25 protein-coding genes and 1 riboswitch are annotated in these 24,872 nt (G+C 34.8%); of the genes, 13 read left to right on the top strand and 12 right to left on the bottom strand.

The genetic code is table 11. The annotated features are described in order from the left end of the window. Positions 1 to 10: 10 nt before the first annotated feature. From moaE to moaA, 4 genes are all read right to left on the bottom strand, one after another. Positions 11 to 463, bottom strand: a complete 453-nt coding sequence (moaE, locus tag BN1226_RS09980) for a molybdopterin synthase catalytic subunit MoaE (RefSeq protein ID WP_044471072.1) — start codon at positions 461 to 463, stop codon at positions 11 to 13. Position 464: 1 nt separating this feature from the next. Continuing rightward, positions 465 to 710 (bottom strand): molybdopterin synthase sulfur carrier subunit, encoded by a 246-nt coding sequence (moaD, locus tag BN1226_RS09985; RefSeq protein ID WP_044471073.1) that lies wholly within the window; start codon positions 708 to 710, stop codon positions 465 to 467. Further along, positions 704 to 1,201, bottom strand: coding sequence for a cyclic pyranopterin monophosphate synthase MoaC (moaC, locus tag BN1226_RS09990; RefSeq protein ID WP_044471074.1), 498 nt, complete (start codon positions 1,199 to 1,201; stop codon positions 704 to 706). The genes moaD and moaC overlap by 7 nt, the downstream gene beginning before the upstream one ends. Before the next feature lie 51 nt (positions 1,202 to 1,252). Further along, the gene (gene moaA, locus BN1226_RS09995) at positions 1,253 to 2,266 is read right to left on the bottom strand and encodes a GTP 3',8-cyclase MoaA (RefSeq protein WP_044471075.1); all 1,014 of its coding nucleotides are present in this window, start codon (positions 2,264 to 2,266) and stop codon (positions 1,253 to 1,255) included. Then, positions 2,255 to 2,400: riboswitch (molybdenum cofactor riboswitch) on the bottom strand. Its footprint overlaps the gene before it by 12 nt. A 278-nt stretch (positions 2,401 to 2,678) precedes the next feature. On the opposite strand from moaA, the gene BN1226_RS10000 reads away from it, so the two are divergent. Next, positions 2,679 to 3,605 (top strand): gluconeogenesis factor YvcK family protein, encoded by a 927-nt coding sequence (locus BN1226_RS10000; RefSeq protein WP_044471076.1) that lies wholly within the window; start codon positions 2,679 to 2,681, stop codon positions 3,603 to 3,605. Positions 3,606 to 3,621: 16 nt separating this feature from the next. Further along, positions 3,622 to 4,278: an aspartate/glutamate racemase family protein gene (locus BN1226_RS10005; protein ID WP_044471077.1), complete on the top strand. Its 657-nt coding sequence runs from the start codon at positions 3,622 to 3,624 to the stop codon at positions 4,276 to 4,278. A 98-nt stretch (positions 4,279 to 4,376) separates the two neighbouring features. Here the strand turns inward: BN1226_RS10005 and nhaC are convergent, their stop codons facing one another. Together nhaC and thiI are read right to left on the bottom strand one after the other, a co-directional pair. Continuing rightward, on the bottom strand, positions 4,377 to 5,759 hold the full coding sequence (gene nhaC / locus BN1226_RS10010; RefSeq protein WP_044471078.1) for a Na+/H+ antiporter NhaC: 1,383 nt from the start codon (positions 5,757 to 5,759) through the stop codon (positions 4,377 to 4,379). Positions 5,760 to 5,975: 216 nt separating this feature from the next. Next, positions 5,976 to 7,430 carry a tRNA uracil 4-sulfurtransferase ThiI gene (gene thiI, locus BN1226_RS10015; RefSeq protein WP_044471079.1) on the bottom strand — a complete coding sequence of 485 codons (1,455 nt, stop codon included), beginning with the start codon at positions 7,428 to 7,430 and terminating at the stop codon, positions 5,976 to 5,978. Between the two features lie 208 nt (positions 7,431 to 7,638). On the opposite strand from thiI, the gene BN1226_RS10020 reads away from it, so the two are divergent. The 4 genes from BN1226_RS10020 (at position 7,639) to dxs (ending at position 11,588) form a co-directional block, all read left to right on the top strand. Continuing rightward, a complete protein-coding gene (locus BN1226_RS10020) occupies positions 7,639 to 8,445 on the top strand; it encodes a hypothetical protein (protein ID WP_044471080.1) in 807 nt (268 codons plus the stop codon). A 118-nt stretch (positions 8,446 to 8,563) separates the two neighbouring features. Continuing rightward, complete coding sequence (xseB, locus tag BN1226_RS10025) at positions 8,564 to 8,812, top strand: exodeoxyribonuclease VII small subunit (protein ID WP_044471081.1); 249 nt, start codon at positions 8,564 to 8,566, stop codon at positions 8,810 to 8,812. An 11-nt stretch (positions 8,813 to 8,823) separates the two neighbouring features. Continuing rightward, positions 8,824 to 9,714, top strand: a complete 891-nt coding sequence (ispA, locus tag BN1226_RS10030) for a (2E,6E)-farnesyl diphosphate synthase (RefSeq protein ID WP_044471082.1) — start codon at positions 8,824 to 8,826, stop codon at positions 9,712 to 9,714. Between the two features lie 20 nt (positions 9,715 to 9,734). Then, the gene (gene dxs / locus BN1226_RS10035; protein ID WP_044471083.1) at positions 9,735 to 11,588 is read left to right on the top strand and encodes a 1-deoxy-D-xylulose-5-phosphate synthase; all 1,854 of its coding nucleotides are present in this window, start codon (positions 9,735 to 9,737) and stop codon (positions 11,586 to 11,588) included. A 211-nt stretch (positions 11,589 to 11,799) separates the two neighbouring features. Here the strand turns inward: dxs and rplT are convergent, their stop codons facing one another. From rplT to infC, 3 genes are all read right to left on the bottom strand, one after another. Next, entirely contained in the window at positions 11,800 to 12,153 is a 354-nt protein-coding gene (rplT, locus tag BN1226_RS10040; RefSeq protein WP_005596075.1) for a 50S ribosomal protein L20, read from the bottom strand. A 53-nt stretch (positions 12,154 to 12,206) separates the two neighbouring features. Next, the gene (gene rpmI / locus BN1226_RS10045; protein ID WP_005759171.1) at positions 12,207 to 12,404 is read right to left on the bottom strand and encodes a 50S ribosomal protein L35; all 198 of its coding nucleotides are present in this window, start codon (positions 12,402 to 12,404) and stop codon (positions 12,207 to 12,209) included. Between the two features lie 297 nt (positions 12,405 to 12,701). After that, positions 12,702 to 13,250: a translation initiation factor IF-3 gene (infC, locus tag BN1226_RS10050; RefSeq protein WP_430017817.1), complete on the bottom strand. Its 549-nt coding sequence runs from the start codon at positions 13,248 to 13,250 to the stop codon at positions 12,702 to 12,704. A 377-nt stretch (positions 13,251 to 13,627) separates the two neighbouring features. Here infC and BN1226_RS10055 point away from each other — a divergent pair, with 377 nt between their 5' ends. The 4 genes from BN1226_RS10055 (at position 13,628) to BN1226_RS10070 (ending at position 16,925) form a co-directional block, all read left to right on the top strand. Beyond that, positions 13,628 to 14,614, top strand: a complete 987-nt coding sequence (locus BN1226_RS10055) for a FecCD family ABC transporter permease (protein WP_044471084.1) — start codon at positions 13,628 to 13,630, stop codon at positions 14,612 to 14,614. A 9-nt stretch (positions 14,615 to 14,623) separates the two neighbouring features. After that, complete coding sequence (locus BN1226_RS10060) at positions 14,624 to 15,412, top strand: ABC transporter ATP-binding protein (protein ID WP_044471085.1); 789 nt, start codon at positions 14,624 to 14,626, stop codon at positions 15,410 to 15,412. 12 nt (positions 15,413 to 15,424) lie between these two features. Beyond that, entirely contained in the window at positions 15,425 to 16,456 is a 1,032-nt protein-coding gene (locus tag BN1226_RS10065; protein ID WP_052506699.1) for an ABC transporter substrate-binding protein, read from the top strand. 232 nt (positions 16,457 to 16,688) lie between these two features. Next, on the top strand, positions 16,689 to 16,925 hold the full coding sequence (locus BN1226_RS10070) for a GlsB/YeaQ/YmgE family stress response membrane protein (protein ID WP_005759252.1): 237 nt from the start codon (positions 16,689 to 16,691) through the stop codon (positions 16,923 to 16,925). 178 nt (positions 16,926 to 17,103) lie between these two features. On the opposite strand, the gene thrS is transcribed toward BN1226_RS10070, so the two are convergent. Further along, entirely contained in the window at positions 17,104 to 19,035 is a 1,932-nt protein-coding gene (gene thrS, locus BN1226_RS10075; protein ID WP_044471086.1) for a threonine--tRNA ligase, read from the bottom strand. A gap of 346 nt (positions 19,036 to 19,381) precedes the next feature. Between thrS and BN1226_RS10080 the strand changes: the two genes are divergently transcribed. Together BN1226_RS10080 and hxpB are read left to right on the top strand one after the other, a co-directional pair. After that, positions 19,382 to 20,254, top strand: a complete 873-nt coding sequence (locus tag BN1226_RS10080) for a fructosamine kinase family protein (protein ID WP_044471087.1) — start codon at positions 19,382 to 19,384, stop codon at positions 20,252 to 20,254. Continuing rightward, positions 20,254 to 20,916: a hexitol phosphatase HxpB gene (hxpB, locus tag BN1226_RS10085; RefSeq protein ID WP_044471088.1), complete on the top strand. Its 663-nt coding sequence runs from the start codon at positions 20,254 to 20,256 to the stop codon at positions 20,914 to 20,916. Before BN1226_RS10080 ends, hxpB begins: the two co-directional genes overlap by 1 nt. 107 nt (positions 20,917 to 21,023) lie before the next feature. Here hxpB and BN1226_RS10090 read toward each other — a convergent pair whose 3' ends face one another. Together BN1226_RS10090 and sohB are read right to left on the bottom strand one after the other, a co-directional pair. Next, on the bottom strand, positions 21,024 to 21,845 hold the full coding sequence (locus BN1226_RS10090; protein WP_044471089.1) for an OmpA family protein: 822 nt from the start codon (positions 21,843 to 21,845) through the stop codon (positions 21,024 to 21,026). Between the two features lie 224 nt (positions 21,846 to 22,069). Further along, positions 22,070 to 23,128 (bottom strand): protease SohB, encoded by a 1,059-nt coding sequence (gene sohB, locus BN1226_RS10095; protein WP_044471090.1) that lies wholly within the window; start codon positions 23,126 to 23,128, stop codon positions 22,070 to 22,072. A gap of 199 nt (positions 23,129 to 23,327) precedes the next feature. Here sohB and trpE point away from each other — a divergent pair, with 199 nt between their 5' ends. Then, entirely contained in the window at positions 23,328 to 24,872 is a 1,545-nt protein-coding gene (trpE, locus tag BN1226_RS10100; protein ID WP_044471091.1) for an anthranilate synthase component I, read from the top strand.

The raw sequence follows: 24,872 nt of genomic DNA on the forward strand, positions 1-24,872 counted from the left end.
AAAACAGCATCTACCATTTTTCTAATGCTTCTTTATCTGAATGTCTTGCCTCAATCCAACGTTCACCTTTATCTGTCTGTTCTTTTTTCCAAAAAGGTGCTTTAGATTTTAAATAATCCATAATAAATTCATTAGCATGATAAGCATCACCACGATGTGCAGAACTGACGCCAACCAAAACAATTTCATCCCCCATATGCAATAAGCCAACACGATGAATCACTGAAACACGTTGAAGCTGCCAACGCTGTGTTGCCTCATCTACAATTTCTCTCAATGCTTTTTCTGTCATTACAGGATAATGTTCTAGATAAAGACTTGATACTTCATCACCTAAATTTAAATCACGCACTTTACCTACAAAAACGACTGCAGCACCTACAGAATTAGGCTCAGATAACCAACGATATTCTGCATTTTGATCAAATTCAGCTTCATGAACAGCAATTTTTACATCAGTCATCTTAACCACCTGTTACAGGCGGGAAAAATGCAATTTCATCGCCTGCTTTAATCGCAGAATCTAATGGAGATAACGTTTGATTAATGGCAACTAATAATTTATCGGACTCTAAAGCAAGGGGCCATTTCCCCCCTTGATTGGCTAAGTGTACACGTAATGCTTCAGCAGTTGGAAATTCTGCTGAAATATTTAATTCATCAACACCCACTAATTCTCTAGTCTGAGCAAAAAATAATACTCTTAACATAGTTCTATCTCTACTTTATTAGCAATGAAATGCCCCGATTTACCACCACTCTTTTCTAATAATCTAAGATTAGAAATTAGCATATCCTTTTGTACTGCTTTACACATATCATAAATAGTTAAAGCAGCCACACTTGCAGCGGTTAAAGCTTCCATTTCTACTCCCGTTTTGCCAGTTAATTTGCATAAACTTTCAATACGGACTTGATTGGTTTCTGGCAAAGCTTGTAATGAAACTTCCACCTTAGAAAGTAGCAATGGATGACATAAAGGAATAAGCTCCCATGTGCGTTTTGCAGCTTGAATACCAGCAATCCGAGCCGTCGCAAAAACATCGCCTTTATGATGTTGGCCTGAAAGAATCATCTCTAAAGTCTTAGGTGACATTGTCACATAAACCTCGGCTCTTGCTTCTCGAACAGTTTCTTGTTTAGCAGAAACGTCCACCATATTGGCTTCGCCATTACTATTGATATGGGTAAATGTTGTCATAAGATTTTTTTATTTTAATTACTCTAAGTGCGGTAAAAATTTAAAAAATTTTTAACCACCAATTGTTGCTAAATTTGTACGAATACCTGCATTTCCTTCGTGTAGGAAATGATGTTCTCGCTTGCTTTGTAAAGCGGCATATAAGCGTGATTGTAGAATCACTTGCTGCTCATCTGAGGATAATAAATCTCTCAGTTCAATACCTTCCTCACCAAACAAGCATAAGTGAAGCTTACCTTTTGCAGAAACTCTTAACCGATTACAACTCGCACAGAAATTCTTTTCATAAGGCATGATCAGACCAATCTCTCCGATATAATCAGGATGGCTAAAAACCTTTGCTGGCCCATCTGAACGTTCTTTTTGTTGCAATTGCCAACCATCTCTAATTAATTTATCGGCTAACACTTGGCCTGATAAATGATATTTATCAAAGAAACTATCCATTTCACCCGTTTGCATTAATTCAATAAAACGCATTTGAATTGGTTTATCTTTTACCCAAGCAACAAATTGAGAAAATTCTTTATCATTTAAATCACGCATTAATACCGAATTGACTTTTACTTTTGAATAACCAATTTCAAAAGCACGATCAATACCCTGCATCACATCATGAAATTTATTTTCGCCCGTAATACTATGAAACATCCTTGGATCAAGGCTATCCACACTCACATTAATTGAAGTAATACCTGCTTTTTGCCAGTCATCTACCTCTTTAGCCATGCGATAGCCATTAGTGGTTAACGCTACTTTTTTAATATTCTCTATCTGGCTAATAGTTTCAGCTATGGCTAGAAAATCTTTACGTAAAGTGGGTTCTCCTCCTGTAATACGAACTTTTTCAGTTCCCATTGCAGCAAAAGCAGTGGTGATTCGGCGAATTTCATCAACAGTCAAGAAACTTTCTCTATGAGCAGGAGGATGATAGCCATTAGGCAAACAGTAAGTACAACGGAAATTGCAAACGTCTGTTATCGACAATCGCAAATAATAGTATTCACGTTGGAATGCATCGACTAAGCGTTCGCTTCCAACATTTTTGATAGGAATTGTGTTCATTTAATACCTTTACTAAAAATGAGAGGATAAATCGTTTCCAATCTTATCCCTGAGCAACATGAACTGCTATTGCTGGCATTGCTACCCTATTTTCTAAAAAACGTAGGTAAACAAGCTCGGTATAATCAAAATTTGAATCATTTTAAAATGACTCACAAGATGGATACAAGTGTAATACATTAAGATACTTTGATCTAGATATAAAAAACAAAAAATTGTTTAAAATCAATTATATAATATATTATATAGCGCATGTGTAAATTTCAAACTTATTCATATGACAAATGTAAAACAAAAGAATTATTTATTATAATAGTCACTTACAATCATTTTGCATGTCTATTTTTTACGTTGCCATAATCAAAAAAATGAATATTATTGTATAGATAAGAAATAATAAGGAATATTTACAATGATGGAGCCAACTTATACACATCAATATTTGAATGAATCAAAGCATATTGTGGCAATTGGTGGTGGCCATGGACTTGGACGTGTCATGTCTTCTTTAAGTTTTATGAAAGAAAACTTATCTGGCATTGTGACTACAACTGATAATGGAGGGTCAACTGGACGTATTCGCTTACAACAAGGAGGCATTGCTTGGGGAGATTTACGCAATTGTTTAAGCCAAATTATTGCCAAACCCACCACTGCATCTGCTGTATTTGAATATCGTTTCACAGGAACTGGAGATTTAGCTGGTCACAATTTAGGTAACTTGATTTTGACTGCTCTCGCCAATATGGAAATTAGACCAACGGAAGCCGTTAATCTAATTAAAAACTTCTTACGAGTTAAATCTTCAATTATTCCAATGTCTGATATTCCTGTAGATTTAGCCGCAGTGTTAAAAAATGGTGAGCGTATTATTGGGGAAGTTGAAATTGATAGATTACCTGAACCACCAGTATCACTTTATTTAGAACCTAATGTGATTGCGACACCTGAATCAGTATTGGCTCTAGAAAAAGCAGATATTATTTTATTAGGTCCAGGTAGCTTTTTAACAAGTATTATGCCAGCATTATTACTTAAGGAAATAAAGGCTACTCTTCGAACAACAAAAGCTAAAATTATTTTTATTGATAATCTTGGACATGAAAAAAGTGCAGCCGCAAATCTTAGTTTAGATGAACGAATTCGTTGGATAAATAAAACTGTTGGTAAAAAAATTATTCATGGTGTTATTACGGATCCTAAATTTTCTCACAATTGCGATAACTTAGGCATCACAATAATGGCAAGACGATTAAATGCAGATGATGTATCATATCGCCATGATCGAATTTTGCTATGCCAAGCAATTGATGAGCTAATTGGGGAATTAACCTCATAAGATCTAAGGAGAATTTATGACTAAAAAAGTATTTATTGTGCATACCAGTCTTGTGAGCCATAAAGATTTAAATGCACTTTTCCATGAGATTATGCCTGATGTTAAAGTGCATAATATTGTTGATGATAGTTTATTGGAAGAAGTAAAAACTGTTGGTCATATTACTCCTAATATTGTCAGCCGTATGGTTGAATATTTTAAAAATGCAGAAAAGTGCGGTGCAAATTTAATTTTTAATCAATGTTCTTCTGTTGGAGAAGCCGCTGAAATTGCAGCAAAATCTGTTAATGTTCCAGTTCTGCGTATAGATCAAGCTATGGCAGAAAAAGCAATTGGCTTAGGTCAACGCATTGCCGTTGTTGGTACTGTGGCATCAACAATGGAGCCAAGTTGCCAACTTATTGAAAAAGAGGCACATAAACAACAAAAGCAAGTAGAAATTATTCCTTGTTTAATTGATGGTGTATTGGATATTTTGATGAAAAAAGGTCCTGAAGAACATAATCAATATATTTTAGAAAAACTAGAACAAATTCAAGAACAAGTCGATGTGATAGTGTTAGCTCAGGGGAGCATGGCTGTTTTAGAACCTCAATTAACGCTAATTAGAAAGTCTGTTTTAACCAGCCCTCGTTTAGGCGTTGAAAAGGCAAAAACGCTTCTTAATTTATAGTAATCTTTAAAGTGCGGTAGTTTTCTGTAAAATTCTACTCTCACTATATATTCAGTTTTAGTAAAAAAACCGCTTATTTAAAGCGGTTTTTTATTAGCTTATTTTTTAGCTTTACTGATCGTAACCCCTGTAAACCCAAACAGTAATGTAAGAATTAAGCAAAGATAACAGAAAAACGCATAAGGTACATAATCTAATACTGGAATACCCAATACACTGCTAACAAATACACCACAGACACTCCAAGGAACTAATGGATTAATCACAGTACCCGCATCTTCTAATGTACGAGATAGATTTTTAGGCGCTAAACCTAAACGATCATAAACAGGTTTGAATGCATTACCAGATAATAATAGACTGAGATATTGTTCCCCAACTAAAAAATTGACTCCAACCGCAGTACTTGCCACTACAAAAGTTACACGCCCAGTTGTAGTTAAGAAGCGATTTATCCCCGCAAGTAATGCAGGCAAGATACCTAATACTTGTAACAACCCACCTAAGCTTAAAGCTAATACCACAATACTAATAGTAAAGAACATACTATTAATTCCACCACGTGAAATAAGTGATGCCACTTCGCCTAAATTAAGGCTTTCAGCAGGTTTATAACCTGAGAAGAAATATCCACCTAATTCTTCTAATGTAGGTGAGCTATGAATATAGGTCACAATAAGTGATAAAACGATTGTAGTCACAATGATATAAATCGCATTGACACGTTTAATTGCCATTACAATGAGTGCCATAAAAGGCAATAATGCATACCAGTGTACTAAACCTGTAGAAACTAATTTTGTTTTCAATTCTTCAATATTTGCAAAGTCGTTTGCTGTTGCCGGTTCAGTAAAGAACCATAATAAGATTACAGTGAGAATCCAGGCTGGCACTGTGGTATACATCATATTACGAATATGTGAAAACATATCAATACCCACAATAGATGCCGCAATAGTGGTGGTATCTGAAAGCGGAGAAGTTTTATCCGCAAAGAATGCCCCTGAAACTACTGCCCCGGCTACAATCGCAGGATTAGCACCAAACGCAGAAGCCATGCCCATAAATGCAACCCCGACTGTCGCACTGGTCGTTAAGCTACTTCCTAATGACACACCAAAAATAGAAGATAATACAAAGGCTGAAATATAGAAAAGATTAGGAGAAATACCGCTTAAACCATAATACATTAAAGTTGGGATAGCACCTGACAACATTAAAGCTGAAACTAATAATCCAATAAAAAATAATAGATAAATCGCACCAATACCAGACATCAGCCCTTTCGCCATACCTTCTTGCATTTTGACAAAAGGAACTTTATTCACAAGTCCAAACATTAATAATGTAATAACCACTAAAAGAATAGAAATTTGTGGTACCCAGCCAAGAAAAATCATCGTAAAACCAAGAATAGCAACTGCAATAAGCGCCAAAAAAACAGCTGTAATAGGTTTAAGTTTTAATAAAACAGTATTCATTATTATTCCTTCTAAATTAAACCGAGATTAACAATAACAAAAAATTTCAGCAATTGCATTGATTAGATGCAATTTTTATTTATCAGATCAAATATTTTTTATAGAAAAATTTAAATTGTACGAAGGCTCATCAAATTTGTTGATCGCACAAACAAAAAGTGCGGTTGGTTTGCATAAAATTATTACAAATAAACCGCACTTCTACTATGCTTTGGGTTATTTTTTATGAGCAAACACTTTTACATTAGTAAAACCATTTTCTTTGAGATAAAGTGCTTGTAACTTGCTCATCACGCCTCTTTCACAATATAACGCATAAGTTTTATCTTGTGGTAATGTACTAAATTGAGAGGACAATTTATAGAATGGTAAATGTTTAACCTCATATCCTTCTAAGCTAAATGGACGTTCATCATGTTCTTCAGGGCTACGAATATCAAGAATAATATCATTTAGCGTAAGTACGGAAACTGTATCTATTTCAACAATCTCTTTTTCTGTTTGTTCAGCAATCTGACGAATATCTAAATATTGCGCATTGTCTACCGCACTATCTAATACATGAAAATTGAAGTTTATTTCTTCTTTTTCAATTTTTTCTTTAATTGCTTTTACGGTAGGATTTTTTGAAATGACACCACAGAATTCAGGCATCGATTTAGCAATATCTTCTGTACCAATTTGTTTCGCCATGGCGATAATTGTCTCTTTGTCATGGGTAATTAATGGACGTAACACCAATGCACTAGCGGCTTCATCAATTAAGCGTAAATTGGTCAATGTTTGGCTTGAAACTTGTCCTAAAGCCTCCCCTGTCACAATGGCTTGAATACCAAAACGTTCTGCTACACGGCTTGCTGCACGCACCATCATACGTTTTAGCACAACGCCCATTTGACCATTATCCACTTTCTCTAGAATTTCGCCTACGACGTCTTCAAAGTTAATTGCAATAAAACGAACTTTATGTGATCCACTATAACGATTCCAAATATGATAAGCCATTTGCTTCACACCAATTTCGTGAGCAGCACCACCAAGATTAAAGAAACAGTAATGTACTCGAGAACCACGGCGAATAAACATATAGCTTGAAACCCCCGAGTCGAAACCACCTGAAATAAGTGATAAAACATCTTCTTGGGTACCAATCGGATAACCACCTATGCCATCATGACGTGCTTTAACAAGCATCATGTGATCGTTCTCAATATCAATACGCACGGTGACGTCAGGATGGCTTAATTTAACTTTAGCTGATTCAATATGTTGATTTAAACCACCACCTACATAACGTTCCACATCCAATGAGCTAAATTCATGTTTACCCTTACGACGTACACGAACACAGAAAGTTTTATTTACTAAGGAAGATCCCACATCTGCTAAAGTTTGTTCAAAAATATCATGCATTGTAGTAAAAGGTTTCTCTTCTACTTCTAAAAAATGATGAATACCAGGAATACGACCTAGCAAGTCAATCAACATCTCACGATTTTCTTCATTTTTTGACCGCACTTCGATGTAATCCCAATGGCGGACCACCGCAACGCTATCATCATACTTATTTAATACATTACGAATATTACCCGTTAAAATTTTCACGAAGCGTTTACGTACACTTTCGCTTTTAATCATAATTTCAGGAAATAGTTTAATTACAAATTTCATAGTTATCAGTTATATCAGTTATAGGAAACGTATTATTATAACAAATTTTTTAAGGATACCCAATCATCATCAACTGTACTGCTCAGATCTGTATATTTCCTATTTTTCTAAGAAAAATAATATTTTATACTAACACTGTGAATAAGGGTATTTAGACTTTATTCATCTGCTGAAGCAGAAATTTCTCATAAATTTGTAAGGAAAAAAAATGAAAAAATATGTTATGACTCTCGCCATTTCATCCTTTTTATGTACACAAAATGTTATAGCAATGCCAGTGGAATTTGCTATAGGAAGTGAGTTCTATAAAGAAACCTATCGTGAATATCAAGATGGTCAACGTTTTATGCAACAACGTGGAAATCTTTGGTCTCTCACTGGTTCAGCTGCCTATCTATTCAATGAACATCATGCAGTTAAAGTAGAGGGGCGTTTTTCTAAAGGGAAAATTACTTATACAGGTGCAGAACAAGAAGGAAATTATGGTTCTGTAGTTAATAAAAATCTTCCTCGTAAAGTATATGATATCAGAGCCTTATATCAATATCGTTGGAATCCATTTAATTCAGCGACAGAAATGTTTGTTGAGCCTGGTATTGGATATCGTGTATTACGTGATTTAAGTAGTAAAGTGGCTACTGACGATTACGATCGTAAAAATGAAATTGTATATGCTCATTTAGGCTTAGGGTTAAATATTCCATTTTCCGAAAACTATATGTTCTCACCTAAAATCAGCTATCATCAATTATTACAAGGCAAACAATATTCCTACATTGATTCTACAATTCTTAATCATCAACATAATGGTAAAGGTATTGAGGTAGAATTATTACTTGCAAAAAAATTTGCTAATAATACTACGTTAGCTGTGGGTCCATTCTATCGTGGTTGGAAAGTCTTTAAATCTGATTCTGTCACTGAAATTGATGAAGATACAGGAGAACAATTCGCACTTTCTGAACCGAAAAACTATACACATGAGGTTGGATTTAAAATAGAATACCGTTTCTAATTATACAGACTCTTATTGAAATCCCTAAAGAATTGATTTTAGGGATTTTATTTTTTTAACATCTGATTAAAAATGCAGTACAATACAAAATCAAAATTATCACCCAAAGGATAATATTATGGCTCGTAAGCCCAAACAAGATTCAAGTTTAGACTTTGAAACAGTACTAACACAATTAGAAACCATTGTTACTCGTTTAGAAGGTGGCGATTTACCCCTTGAAGAAGCCTTACAGCAATTTGAAAGTGGCATCAATCTAGCTAAATTAGGGCAACAACGTTTGCAGCAAGCCGAACAACGTATTCAAATTTTGCTAGAAAAAAATACCTCTGCTAAATTAGAGGAATATCAAGCTAGCGATGAATAAGTGAGTCTATAATGTATCAATTTGCTGATGATTTACAACAAACACAACATCGAGTTAATCAATTTTTAACTAATCAATTTCAACATATTGATAGTCATTCATCTCCTCTCGCTGATGCCATGAAATATGGATTATTGTTAGGAGGAAAACGTATTCGTCCTTTTTTAGTCTATGCAACAGGACGTATGCTTGGTGCGGATATGGCCCAACTTGATTATGCAGCGGCGGCTATTGAAGCTATTCATGCATATTCATTGATTCATGATGATTTACCTGCAATGGATAACGATACATTGCGTCGGGGCCAGCCAACTTGTCATATTGCTTTTGATCATGCGACGGCTATTTTAGCTGGCGATGCGTTACAAGCTCTTGCTTTTGAAATTATCACAAATGCTACCGCACTTTCCACTGAACAACGATTACGTTTAGTACAAGTGTTGAGCCATCATTCAGGCGTTTTTGGCATGTGTTTAGGTCAAAGCCTAGATCTAATCTCAGAACATAAACAAATCCAATTAGCTGAATTAGAATTGATTCATCAAAATAAAACAGGTGCTTTACTTTCTGCTGCATTAATTATGGGATTTATTTGTTCGCCACATTTTGAAAATAAAGCATTGGAACAACAGTTAATGCGTTATGCAGCCGCAATAGGTTTAGCTTTTCAAGTACAAGACGATATTTTAGATATTGAAGGCGATCAACTTACTATTGGTAAAAATGTAGGTTCCGATCTAGAATCAGATAAAAGTACTTATCCAAAATTATTAGGCTTAGCAGGAGCAAAACAAAAAGCTCAAGAGCTTTATCAAACAGCGGTGGGAACTTTAGAAAATTTACCTTTTGATACAACCGCACTTCGAGCACTAGCCGAATTTATTATTAATAGACAAAGTTAATTTGTGGGACTGACTAACAAATGCAAAATTATCCACTTTTATCCTTAATTAATTCTCCAGATGATTTGCGTCTTTTAAATAAAGAGCAACTGCCTCAAGTCTGTAATGAGTTACGTGAATATTTATTAGAAAGCGTTAGTCAAACAAGTGGTCATTTGGCCTCTGGTTTAGGAACAGTGGAACTTACTGTTGCCTTACATTACGTTTTTAAAACACCCTTTGATCAACTGATATGGGATGTAGGACACCAAGCTTATCCGCATAAAATCCTCACAGGTCGTCGAGATCGTATGTCAACAATTCGACAAAAAAATGGGATTCATCCCTTCCCATGGCGTGAGGAAAGTGAATTTGATGTATTAAGTGTAGGTCACTCTTCTACATCAATCAGTGCTGGATTAGGTATTGCAATTGCTGCAGAAAAAGAAAATGCAGGTCGAAAAACTGTGTGTGTGATTGGCGATGGTGCAATTACAGCAGGTATGGCCTTTGAGGCAATGAATCATGCTGGCGCATTGCATACAGATATGTTAGTTATCTTAAATGATAATGAAATGTCTATTTCTGAAAATGTAGGTGCCTTAAATAATCATCTTGCTCGTATTTTTTCTGGTACGCTTTATTCTAGCTTACGTGATGGAAGTAAAAAAATTCTTGATAATATTCCCCCAATTAAGAATTTCATGAAAAAAACTGAAGAACACGTAAAAGGAGTTATTTCACCTGTTAGTACATTATTTGAAGAATTAGGCTTTAATTATATTGGTCCAATTGATGGGCATAATATTGAAGAACTTATTGCTACATTAGGCAATATGAGAACTTTAAAAGGCCCACAATTCTTACATATTCGTACTAAAAAAGGTAAGGGATACCAACCCGCAGAACAGGATCCTATTGGTTTTCATGGCGTTCCTAAGTTTGACTATCATACAGGTGAACTACCCAAATCTAATACAAAACCAACCTATTCACAAGTGTTTGGTCAATGGTTATGTGAAACCGCAGAACATGATCCTAAATTAATGGCAATCACCCCTGCGATGAGAGAAGGCTCTGGTATGGTAGAATTCTCAAATCGTTTTCCTGAACAATATTTTGATGTTGCTATTGCTGAACAGCATGCTGTGACATTAGCCGCAGGTTTAGCCATCGGCGGTTATAAACCTGTCGTTGCTATTTATTCTACATTCTTACAACGAGCCTATGACCAAGTCATTCATGATGTAGCTATTCAAAATCTACCAGTGTTGTTTGCTATTGATCGTGCTGGAATAGTTGGTGCTGATGGTCCAACACACCAAGGTGCATTTGATATCAGTTTCATGCGTTGCATCCCTAATTTAGTTATTATGACACCAAGTGATGAAAATGAATGTCGCTTAATGCTTCATACTGGTTATCATTGTGGTAAACCTGCTGCAGTGCGTTATCCACGAGGCAATGCTATTGGTGTTGAATTAGAACCATTACATGAATTAGAAATTGGTAAATCTAAGACTATTCGTGAAGGTAAAAAGATCGCTATTCTTAATTTTGGTACATTATTACCAGATGCTTTAGCTGTGGCAGAAAAATTGAACGCTACGGTTGTTGACATGCGCTTTGTAAAACCATTAGATACCACGAGAATTAGCGAGCTTGCTCAGACCCATGATACATTAGTAACTTTAGAAGAAAATGCAATTCAAGGAGGGGCTGGTAGTGCGGTATCTGAAATTTTGAATATTCAGCAACATAAAGTCAATGTATTGCATTTAGGTTTGCCAGATCAATTTATTTCTCAAGGCACCCAACAAGAGGTTTTAGCAGAATTAGAATTAAATTCTGATGGTATAGAAAAACAAATTAAAAATTTCTTAAATTTTATTTAGTTTTTTAATATTTAATGAACTTTTTCAAATTCTTTAAGTCTTATTAAATGCTAGTGCACTGCAATGCAGTCGTCTTTTTTAAAATCTTTATAATTTTGAGATTCACCGCTATCAAATTGATAGCGGTTTTTTTATGCAAAATTAATTATTTTTCTATTTTAATTAAACGAAAAAAGGACGCCATTTGGCGTCCTAATCTCTATTCTTTAAATTAAAGAGCAGATTTTGCTTTTTCAACTAAAGCCGCAAAAGCAACTTTGTCGAATACAGCGATGTCAGCAAGAATCTTACGATCGATTTCAACTGAAGCTTTTTTCAAGCCGTTGATGAATTTACTGTAAGATAAACCGTTTTGACGAGCTGCCGCATTGATACGAGCAATCCATAATTGACGGAATTGACGTTTACGTTGACGACGGTCACGGTAAGCATATTGACCAGCTTTAATCACTGCTTGGAACGCAACGCGATAAACACGTGAACGCGCACCATAATAACCTTTAGCAGCCTTAAGAACTTTCTTATGGCGTGCTCTTGCAATAACACCACGTTTTACACGAGCCATTATTTAATCTCCTATGTATATAATTAACTAAAATTCACTAAAGTACGCTTTGCTTATACGTATGGTAAGCATGCTACTACTAAAACATTGTCTGCTTTCGCAACCATTGATTTATGACGTAGATGACGTTTACGTTTAGTGGTTTTCTTAGTCAAAATATGACGTAAGTGAGATTGTTTACGTTTGAAACCGCCAGAAGCTGTTTTTTTGAAACGCTTAGCAGCACCACGTACTGTTTTAATTTTAGGCATTGTTGAAATAACTCCGCATTGTTTTGTTAAACACTGATTGTCAGGCGAATTCATTGCTGAATTACTTGGAAAAGCACCGACTCTCTACACTTAAGCGATGTGTATCGCTATTTAAACCATTCAGGCTGCGTAGTGTGCCTGAAATTGGTTTTTCTTTCTTATTTGAAGGATCGCATAAGAAAACTGGACAATTTTACCCATGTTTTGATTGTTATGCAAGTAAAATACGCCTTTTAATAATATAAAAAGGGCGTATATAACACACCCTAATAAATTAGATAAACTGATTAAATAAAATTACTTTTTCTTAGGTGCAATAACCATAACAGCTTGGCGCCCTTCAAGTTTACCTGGTGCTGATTCTACCATTGCTAACTCATCTGTGTCTTGTTTAACTCGTTCTAATACGTCAAAACCGATATCTTGATGAGCCATCTCACGACCACGGAAACGGACTGTAATTTTTACTTTATCGCCATCTTCCAAGAATCGAACAATGCTACGAAGTTTAACTTGATAGTCTCCTTCATCAGTACCTGGACGGAATTTAATTTCCTTCACTTGTACTACTTTTTGCTTTTTCTTCTGCTCTTTTGCAGTTTTCGCTTTTTCATAAAGGAATTTACCATAGTTCATAATGCGACACACTGGTGGTTCTGCATTTGGACTAATTTCAACTAAATCTAAATTAGCCTGTTCAGCTAATTCTAATGCTTGCTGAATTGATACGATACCTACTTGTTCGCCTTCTTGATCAGTTAAACGAACTTCTTTCACTTTAATCTCATCATTAATACGATGAGGACGAGCGATTGCTGGTGCTTTTTTTACGGTTTTAATAGCGATATTCCTCTATTGATTAAACTAACATTTGTCTTTACTACATGAGTAAATTAAACATAAACGTCGAGATTTTACTCTATACCATAATGTTATGCAATAACCAAAAGTAATTCATATAGTTATTATTTATATATAGTGATATTTTTTCCAATATTCTGTATTTTTCAACTGTTGGATAAAAATAGTGAGTTTTATGATTACAAGTATAGCATTAAGTAAACCACAAACTCGTCAATAAAAATATACAGTAGTTATGCCTAAAAATTATAATTTAGAAAAAAGCTTTTCGTATAACGCTATATAGTTATTTATATAAAATATTATTGAAAGGAGAAAATTTCGTCATATAATAAAATATATTTTGAATATCCAACGAACTTATGAAAAATTATTCAATCACTGTTATCAGTTTTATAATTTTATTAATTTTTACCGCACTTTTATCCCTTTCTTTTGGACGTTTTGCAATTCCAATCGAGCAAGTTTGGAAAATTCTCACCTTACAAGGTGGCGATGAAATTCAACAAAACGTTATTTTTAACTTGCGTTTACCCCGTGTTATTGCAGCTATTTTGATTGGTGCCTCCATGGCAATTGCTGGTACAACATTTCAAGGTGTTTTTCGTAATCCTTTAGTTTCACCTGGAATGTTAGGTGTTTCCAGCGGTGCTTGTATTGGCGCAGCATTAGCAATAATTTGGAGTTGGAATATTTGGGGAATTCAGGTAGCCGCCTTCATTGGTGGAATTATTGCAGTCATTCTAACATTAGCGGTTCCACAAATTATGAAAAAAGATTCTGCCATCATTTTAGTTTTAGCTGGTGTCATTGTTTCAGGCTTTATGGGAGCCTGCATGGGATTGATTACCTATATGGCAGATCCTGAAACTCAACTGGCTGATATTGTTTATTGGCAATTAGGAAGCTTAACAAAATCTAACTATACCAACCTTCTTTATCTTTCCCCTATCATTATTATTTCTGGGGTTGCACTTTTTGCGATGCGTTGGCGTATCAATTTGCTCTCCTTAGGAGAACAAGAAGCGAAACTGATTGGTGTCAATATTAAATTAGAACGTAATGTAATGATTGCATGTTCCACATTATTAACGGCATCATCGGTTTGTTTAAGTGGAACAATTGGCTGGATTGGTTTGATTATCCCTCATTTAGCTCGAATGTTTATCGGTGACAACAATTTGCAAACATTACCAATAGCTGCATTAATCGGTTCAATCTTCTTATTAGTTATTGATACCCTTGCTCGTAATCTCTACGTGCAAGAAATTCCCTTAGGTATTCTCACAGGTCTGATTGGTGCGCCTTTCTTTGCGTGGATACTGATTCGTCAAAAAGTGGTGGATTAAGAAATGACTATGTTAAAAATTGAAAATCTTACTTTTCGACGAGGTGAACGGATCATTCTTAATGATGTAAATTTAACCTTAAAACAAGGACAACTACTCACTTTATTAGGTGCAAACGGTGCAGGTAAATCAACCTTATTAAATTGTATTTCAGGATTAATTACGCCTCATCAAGGTAAAGTATTCCTCAAAGAAAAAGACATTAAACAGCTCAGTTCAAAACAAATTGCACAGCAAGTTGCTTATATTTCACAACAGTCACCACAAACTTATCAATATACAGTAAAGGATTACGTAGTTCTAGGGCGAGCAAGCCATTTAAATATGTTTGATAAGCCGAAGGAAGAAGATTATTACTATGTAGAAAAAGCTTTAGCAATATTAGATATTTCTCATCTCTGCGATAAGATTTATATGCAACTTAGTGGTGGACAAAAACAAATGGTAAACATTGCCAAAGTGCTCGTTCAACAACCACAATTAATTCTATTTGACGAACCCACTTCTGCACTAGACTACGGAAATGTATTTCGAGTATTAAAACTCATAAAAGAATTAGTGGAACAATCATTCTCCGTAATTATGACAACTCATAATCCCGAACATCCTATTCTGCTACAAAAAGAAATTAATCAAAGTTTGACCGCACTTTTAACCCATGAGGGCAAATTACTAGTTGGAGAAACCCCAGAAATCATTACTCAATCGAATCTCACTCAACTTTATGATCAAGCAAATTTACGTTTATTCCCCGTAAAAGAATTACAACGTAACGTTTGTACAATTGCAAAACTTTAATAAGGAATAACCATGATTCACAAAACATTTAAACACATACTAAGTATATTATTATTTTCGAATTTTATTATCCCTTTAGCACAAGCTCGTACAGTACAAGATATCGAAAATAATCCTGTAGAAGTGGCAGAACAAGTTAATCGCATTATTGATCTATGGCCTGCTAATAACCAAGTAGTTTTATTACTTGGTGGTGCAGATAAATTAGTCGGCACAGTGAAACCGATTAAAACTAATGCCTGGTTTGCTGAAATCTATCCAAATATTAAAAATGTACCTACTCTAGCCTTAGGTAATGATAGCAATGCAGAATCATTATTAGCACAAAAACCTGATGTAGTTTTAGTTTCTAATAAAAGTTTATTAAACCAAGTAAAACAAGCTGGTATGACGGGTATATTAGTGATGTTTCAAGATTTTGAAGGGCTTAAAAACACAGTGAAAGTCACCGCCGATGTGATTGGTGGTAATGCGCATAAAATTGCCGATGAATATATTAAAGAACTCGAAGGTAATATTCAATTGGTAAGAAATCGTTTAAAAAATATTAGAGATGAACAACGTCCTAAAGTATTACATATTTCTAATGGAACCAACCTCACTAAAATTGATGGTGGTATGTCTATTGTGGGTGAGTGGATTCATTTAGCTGGTGCTAAAAATGCCTTTGAGGAGCAGGCTAACCTTATTGATATCACTTTAGAAGATATTTTAAAAGCGAATCCAGACATTATCATCATTGGAAGTATTAATGCAGATAAAGCCGTGGAAACCATTAAATCCGATCCAACATGGCAAAATATTAATGCGGTTAAAAATGGCAAAGTGTTAATTAACCCATTAGGCACATTTCCTTGGGATCGCTACTCTGCAGAAGAGGCACTACAAGTATTATGGGCTGCAAAAACTTTTTATCCAGAAAAATTTGAAGATGTAGATATGGTGAAAAAAACGCAGCAATTCTATAAAAAATATTACCACTATGAATTAAGTGCAGAAAATGCTAATCAGATTCTAAATGGATTACCTCCATTACAAAGATAAAAAGGAAAAAGTGCGGTAGATTTCTGATTAAATTTCTGTGCATTAAAGCTTAATAGTTTCAAATAATGCCGATTTGTATAATCTATTTTACCAACAAAAGATGCTTAATAAGTAAATTCTACCGTAACATTTTTTTAACAAATACTTGCAATTTGATCTAAATATGTACTATAACAATATATAAGATAGACGAATCTTTATTATTTTTATTCACAAAAAGAGAGGTATTCATATGTTATGGTCAATCATTGTTGGTGCATTAATTGGTGTAATTGCAGGAATGTTAACTAATAAAGGTGGCTCAATGGGCTGGATTGCAAATATATTTGCTGGTTTAATCGGTTCAAGTGTAGGTCAATCTTTATTTGGAAGTTGGGGGCCTTCTCTTGCTGGTATGGCATTAATTCCCTCTATATTAGGTGCCGTAATCGTAATTGCTGTTGTTTCTTTCTTTTTACGAGGTCGATAATTCATTTGAATTGAATGATTATGATAAAAGCTATTTTTATCTAGCTTTTGTTAAACAACAATCTACATATCATCAAACTTGTTTATTAACTATTTAATTGTATAGTTGCAAATGTCATTCATATAAAAAAGACGAACATAATGTTCGTCTTTTCTTTTAACCATGCTTTTACTATAAATTACGCATCTCCAAGCAATGCTAATTCTCTTGCTATTACTTGTTTTTTAAGAATTTCCACAAATTCTTCCACTTTATAAGTGCCTAAATCCGTGCCTTTACGAGTACGTACTGCTACTTTTCCAGCCTCAATTTCTTTATCACCGCAAACTAGCATGTATGGCACACGGCGTAAGGTATGTTCACGAATTTTGAAGCCTACTTTTTCATTACGTAAATCTGATTTCACACGTAATCCAGCATCTGATAATGCTTTAGTCACTTGTTTCACATAATCCGCTTGGCTATCAGTTATATTCATGACCACAGCCTGCACTGGTGCTAACCATGCAGGGAAGAAACCTGCATATTCTTCAGTAATAATACCGATGAAACGTTCAATTGAACCAAGAATTGCACGGTGAATCATAACTGGTGTACGACGATCATTATCTTCTGCCACATAAGAGGCGTTTAAACGTCCTGGTAGTGCAAAGTCTAATTGAATCGTACCACATTGCCATTCACGATCTAAACAATCACGTAATGCGAATTCAATTTTCGGACCATAGAATGCGCCTTCACCTTCTTGAATTTCATATTCTAAGCCATTATGCGCCAATGCATTAGCTAAACCTTGTTCAGCACGATCCCACATTTCTTCTGCACCAATACGTTTTTCTGGGCGAGTAGATAATTTCACTGCGATTTTAGTGAAACCAAATGTAGTATACATATCGTAAACCATTTTAATACATGAAGTCACTTCACTTTCAATTTGGTCTTCAGTACAGAAAATATGCGCATCATCTTGAGTAAAACCACGCACACGCATTAAGCCATGTAATGAGCCTGATGGTTCGTTACGGTGGCACGAACCAAATTCCGCCATACGAATTGGCAAGTCACGGTAAGATTTCAAACCTTGGTTAAAGATTTGTACGTGACCAGGACAGTTCATAGGTTTAATCGCATATTCACGATTTTCTGATTGAGTGGTGAACATTAAATCACCGTAATTTTGCCAGTGTCCAGTACGCTCCCAAAGTACGCGATCCATCATAAACGGACCCTTCACTTCTTGGTAATCATATTGTTTTAATTTGGTACGTACGAACGTTTCTAATTCGCGGAAAATAGTCCAACCATCATTGTGCCAGAACACCATTCCAGGTGCTTCTTCTTGCATATGATATAAATCTAAGGCTTTACCAATTTTACGATGATCGCGTTTTGCGGCTTCTTCTAAACGAGTTAAATATTCGCTTAATTGTTTTTTGTCTGCCCAAGCCGTACCATAAATACGTTGTAACATTTTATTATCACTATTACCACGCCAGTATGCGCCTGCAATTTTCATTAGTTTGAAATGGTGGCAGAAACGCATATTTGGTACATGCGGACCGCGGCACATATCAATATATTCTTGGTGATGATATAACGCTGGGTGATCATCTTTTGAAATATTTTCATCTAAGATCGCCATTTTGTACGGCTCACCGCGTTTTTCAAAGGTATCACGTGCTTGTTGCCAAGTTACACGTTTTTTCACTACGTCATAATTCGTTTTTGCCAGTTCCAGCATGCGTTTTTCTAATGCGTCAATGTCTTCTTGCGTCAAAGAACGATCTAAATCCACATCATAATAGAAACCGTTTTCGATGGTTGGACCGATCGCCATTTTCACATCTGGGAATAATTGTTTGATTGCGTGACCAAGCAAGTGCGCGCAGGAATGGCGGATAATCTCTAAACCGTCTTCATCTTTTGCGGTGATGATTTCAAGTGTACTGTCTTCGGTGATAATATCGCTAGCATCGTGGCGTTCGCCATTAACACGACCAGCAATTGTCGCTTTGGCAAGTCCTGAACCTATAGATTGAGCGACTTCAAAAACAGAAATGGGATTATCGAATTGACGTTGTGAACCGTCAGGTAAAGTAATAATTGGCATGTTGAATCCTTATACAGTGGTCATCCATACGAAAGATGACGTGTGCTTAATGAGTAAATAAAAAAGGCGCAAAACGCACCGCACTTTTGCTTTGTACCTACCATGTACAGTAAAAGTGCGGTTATTTTATCACGAATTTTACTACTTGTAATGCTGCTTTATAGAATAAAAATCAATCGATGCAAGGATGAAACAAATCTAAAAATATAAGAAAGAACATCATTTTCTATCATTATTATTTTTTAATTCAATAACTTTAAAAAACTTGAACTTTATCACAGATTATCTGAGAATTTTTGTCTATGATTAGTACAATCTTAAATGTCGTTGAATTTAGGGGGAAAGTATGTGGAAATCCATTTCTCAAACGCTAGCAGAACAATTTGGTGCTTATTATAACATCAAAGATAAAGAAAAAATTCATACTGGTGAAGTACATGAAGCCTGGCTTATTAGCGATGGCGTTCAACCAGTCTTTGTCAAAATGGATGAAAAATCTTATCGCTCTATGTTCCGTAGTGAAGCTGATCAACTTCAATTACTTGCTCGTACAAAAACGGTTCCTGTGCCTCAAGTTTATGGAATAGGATGTTCGCAAAACCATAGTTTTATCTTACTAGAAGCATTACCCTTAGCACCTATTACGGATGCAGGTATGGGCGAATTCGGCGTTAAATTAGCTAAACTTCATGCTCAACACACCAGTGAAAGCTTTGGCTTAGATTTTGATACTTGGTTAGGTCCTTTATATCAACCAAATGACTGGAAAACTAATTGGGCAACTTTTTTTTCTGATCAACGTATTGGCTGGCAATTGCAGATCTGTAAAGAAAAAGGGATTGAATTCGGTGATATTCCTAGCATTGTAAAAATGGCGGCTAACCGTCTTGCTAAGCATAAACCACAGCCATCCTTGTTACATGGTAACTTATGGATTGAAAACTGCGGCGAGGTAAACGGAGAAATTTATATTTATGATCCTGCTTGCTATTGGGGAGACCGTGAATGTGACTTAGCCTTTACTGAAATATTCGAACCATTCCCTCAGACCTTCTATGATAAATATAATGAAACCTACCCTTTAGATATGGAGGGATATAGAGAGCGTAAACCACTCTATCAACTCTATTATTTAATTAACTTTAGCCATAGATTTAAAGGACATTACATTACTTTAACGCAAAAATTACTTAATTTTTTAATGTCAGAGGAAAAATAATGACAATAAAAGCAATCATATTTGATATGGATGGCGTGTTAATTGATTCTGAACCATTATGGAAACAAGCGGGGATAGAGACTTTTAACACTTATGGAATTCCCGTAACATGGGAAGATATGATGGCTTTAACGGGGATTCCTGCTAAAGGTGTCACCACATTATTGTATGAAAAATACCATTTATCTCCATTACCCATTGATGAAATGGCTAATAGATTCAATCAACGTGCAATTAATTTAATTTTAGAGAAAAAACCTCTTATCTCAGGTGTCAAAGAAACTTTAGAAAAGTTAACCGCACTGGGCTATAAGATGGCAATTGCCTCTGCATCTCCGAGAAGTTTATTAGAGGGAATTACTAAAAGCTGTGGAATAGATCAATATTTTACTTATTTATCTTCAGCAACAGAACTATCCTACAATAAACCACATCCAGAGGTTTGGTTGAATGCAGCTAAAGTTTTAGGTGTTGATTGCTATGAATGTATTGGTATTGAAGATTCTATCGTTGGCATGATCTCAGTAAAGGCGGCATCAATGAAATGTATTGTTGTGCCTGGTATTATAGGACCCAATGATCCTCGTTGGTCATTAGCAGATAAAAAACTAAGTTCCTTATTAGAAATAAATCAACAGATAATTAAACAATTAGAAGACTAACCAACTGATTAAAATAAAATTCTATTATTTATACTTCCCTATTTCCATTTTTCAAACAATAAAAAAGGCTAGATCAAACTCTAGCCTTTTAAACTTTTAGTTAATTACTATTTTTGATAAAGAGGAGCTGGACCTGTTGTACCTGCTTTTGCACCACTTTCAGCTTGTTTTAAAACTGTACCTGAAGCACTAATTTCTACACGACGATTAGGACGTAAACAATCTTGTAATTCTTTACCTGCTGGGACGTCATTACAAGCTTTAACTTGTTGAGCTTTACCATAACCAACGGCATCAATTTGTGATACAACACCTTGTTCAATTAATCTAGCTTTAACACGATCCGCACGGCGTTGTGACAAATCTAAATTATATTTATCAGAACCAAGGCGATCTGTAAAACCTGCAACTTTAACATTTTTAGCACCAGTTGATTTTAATTGACTAGCCACATTATCAACAACGCCTTTACCCTTAGCAGTTAAAGTATCTTTATCAAAATCAAATAAGAAATCGCCACTTAAATTAAATGATGAGTTTCCATTACAGCCATTTGGATACCAGAAGAAGCTCTGAGCATTCATATTTTTATCAAATAATACTTTATATTGACAAATTTTATGAACACCGTTTTCACGATAGTTAAATACGTAGTCAAATTCTCTAACGCCATATAGGCCTTCAGAAAATTGCGGATTACCAATTAAATGACGAATTTGATCTTTATTCATACCACGTTCGATCATACGAACGTTATCCCAGTTTGGCCATGAACCAAATTGGCTACCATCATGATTAAAAGTTGATTGATCAACTTTTGGCCATACTAAATTGTCAGATGTACCTTCATCTGTAACATCACTTAAGTTGCCACAAGCGGCTAAAGTTGCGGCTGCTACAGCAGATAATAAAAGACGTGATAATTTCATTAGGTTTACCTTTTTAATTAATAATCTTATAAGATTATTGCTAAACTATACATATTATATACGATTCTAAATAACCCCATATATATTATAAAATCATCTATAAATTCCATTGGCTATACTAAATGTAAATACCTTGAAAGTAAATGGAAAAATAGTTCTTAAGATTAAATTAATTTTTATTTTTATCTATAAAAGTCAATTAATGTAAATTAATGCAAAGAACATTAAATAAACATTTTTTTATCTTTTTTTAGCCAATTTAACAACATATTATGAGTACTCTCTTCTGCCTGTTTACCAAATTTTTGCATCAATGATTTCTTAATTTGATATTTTACTGAGATAACATCTTTTTGCTTAATTGATTCTAAAATCAAATCATCGCTTGTAGCAATTTCATCTACTAATTTTAATTCTAATGCTTGTTGACCAAACCAATGTTCACCAGTAGCAATTTTTTCTACATCTAATTGAGGACGATTTTTAGCGACAAATTGTTTAAATAAACCATGAGTTTCTTCCAATTCTTGTTGGAATTTTTGTTTTCCTTTCTCAGTGTTTTCACCCAATAGTGTTACTGTACGTTTATATTCACCAGCGGTCATCACATCCACATCCACATCATGTTTCTTTAATAAGCGATGAAGATTGGGCACTTGAGCCACTACCCCAACAGAACCAATAATTGCAAAGGGAGCTGAAATAATTTTATCTGCCACACAAGCCATCATATAACCACCACTGGCAGCTACTTTATCTACCGCTACTGTTAATTTAATACCCTGTTGTTTTAAGCGTGCTAATTGTGATGCAGCAAGCCCATAACCATGCACTACACCACCAGGGCTTTCTAAACGCAATAACACCTCATCTTGCTCAGGCTTAGCTACTTCTAAAATAGCACTAATTTCTTCTCTTAATGCATTCGTTTCAGAAGCATGAATATCACCTTTAAAATCTAATACATAGAGGCATGGCTTGATTTCTTTTGCGACTTCACCTTTTTTGCGTTTTGCTTTTTCTTCTTTAGCTTGCACTTTATCTGCCTTTTTCTGTGCTTTTTCAACTTCTTTCAATTCGTCTTCAGTTAAACGAAAATGACGTAATTTTTTCGAGTTATCTTGATAAGTCTTAGTTAAATCTGTTAATTGTAACTCACCTGACTGAGCATTTTTATTTTGTTTAAAAGTAACGATTGCCACAATAATACCTGCGGTTATCAATAAAATAGTAAGAATTTCTAATATGAAAATACCATAACCAACAAAAATTTCAGACCACACTTTTTATCTCCTTGTTATCAATTAAGACTGTGATAAGCATTATCATACAGGCTTTTAAAAAATCTATCAAAAACCTACCGCATTTATTTAAATATGAACCTTAAGCAAACTACTAAAAAATATTATTTATCTAAAATAACTGCTTGACAAAACATACTTGCACTAGTTTAATAGTTCAAAAGTTTTCAAAGGATTTATTATGATAAATACCCCTTTTATTTCAGTCACCACACAACCTGTGACTTATTATGCAGACACTACCGCTATTTTTAACACCTTATGTCCACATAACAATACATTATTATTAGACTCAGCCGAAATTGGTAGTAAAAATAGTTTACAAAGCCTCTTACTTGTCAATACTGCGGTAAAAATCACTTGTTTTTCCAATCGTGTTTGCTTTACCGCATTAAATAAAAACGGTGAGCAAGTTCTCCAAGCAATTTTACCCAAATTACAAGAAATCAGCTCTACAAGTGCGGTCAATTCTAGAGAAATTTTTGCAGATTTTGCACCTTTAAATAACCAATTAGATGAAGATAGCAAATTACAATCTGCCACCATTTTCGATGGATTGCGTGTAATTAATAATACCTATCAATTAAGCACTTCACCTATCTTTTTAGGCGGTTTATTTACTTATGATTTAATAGCTAATTTTATTCCAATGCAAGATATTGAACTAAAATCAGATGGTATTAACTGCCCTGACTATAGTTTCTATCTAGCCGAACACTTAATTAGCATCAATCACCAAACGCAACAAGCCACATTAAAAAGTTTCTGTTTTGCTCAAGAGGAACAGGTAGAAGTTGCTAAGATAGCACTTTCAATTAGCCAAAAATTAAAAAATATTGATACTGTACTTCCCATTAAACCTGCAAGTAATGAAATTTCGACAAACGCAGAAGATCCACAATTTATTGATATTATAAAAGCATTAAAACATCATATTAATGCGGGTGATGTATTCCAAATTGTGCCTTCCCGTCGTTTTTCTTTAGCTTGTCCAAACCCTCTTGCTAGCTACGATAAACTTAAACATAACAATCCCAGCCCTTATATGTTTTATATGCAAGATGATGAATTCACTTTATTTGGTGCATCACCTGAAAGTGCATTGAAATACGAAGCTAAAACAAGACAATTAGAAATTTATCCTATTGCGGGTTCTCGTCCTCGAGGCTTTGATGCTCATGGTAATATTGATCCAGAGCTAGATGTACGCCTAGAATTAGAATTACGCTTAGATCAAAAAGAACAAGCAGAACATTTGATGTTAGTAGATTTAGCTCGTAATGATATCGCAAGGGTTTGTGAAACGGGCACTCGAAAAGTTGCCCAATTAATGCAAGTAGATCGCTATTCTCACATTATGCATTTAGTGTCTCGTGTAGTAGGTAAATTACGTCCAGAATTTGATGCATTACATGCTTACCAAGCTTGTATGAATATGGGTACATTAACTGGTGCCCCTAAAATTAAAGCGATGCAATTAATCTATCAGTTTGAACAACAAAAACGCCATAGTTATGGTGGTGCGGTGGGTTATATCACGTCTGATGGGAGTTTTGATACTTGTATCGTTATCCGTTCAGCCTTTGTTCAAAATGGTATTGCCTATATTCAAGCTGGTTGTGGTGAAGTATTAGATTCTGATCCACAAATGGAAGCTGATGAAACTCGTCATAAAGCAGCGGCAGTGCTTACCGCAATATCTCAAATTAATACACAAGCTAAATAA

Source organism: Mannheimia massilioguelmaensis (assembly GCF_000940515.1).
GTDB classification, from domain to species: domain Bacteria; phylum Pseudomonadota; class Gammaproteobacteria; order Enterobacterales; family Pasteurellaceae; genus Basfia; species Basfia bettyae.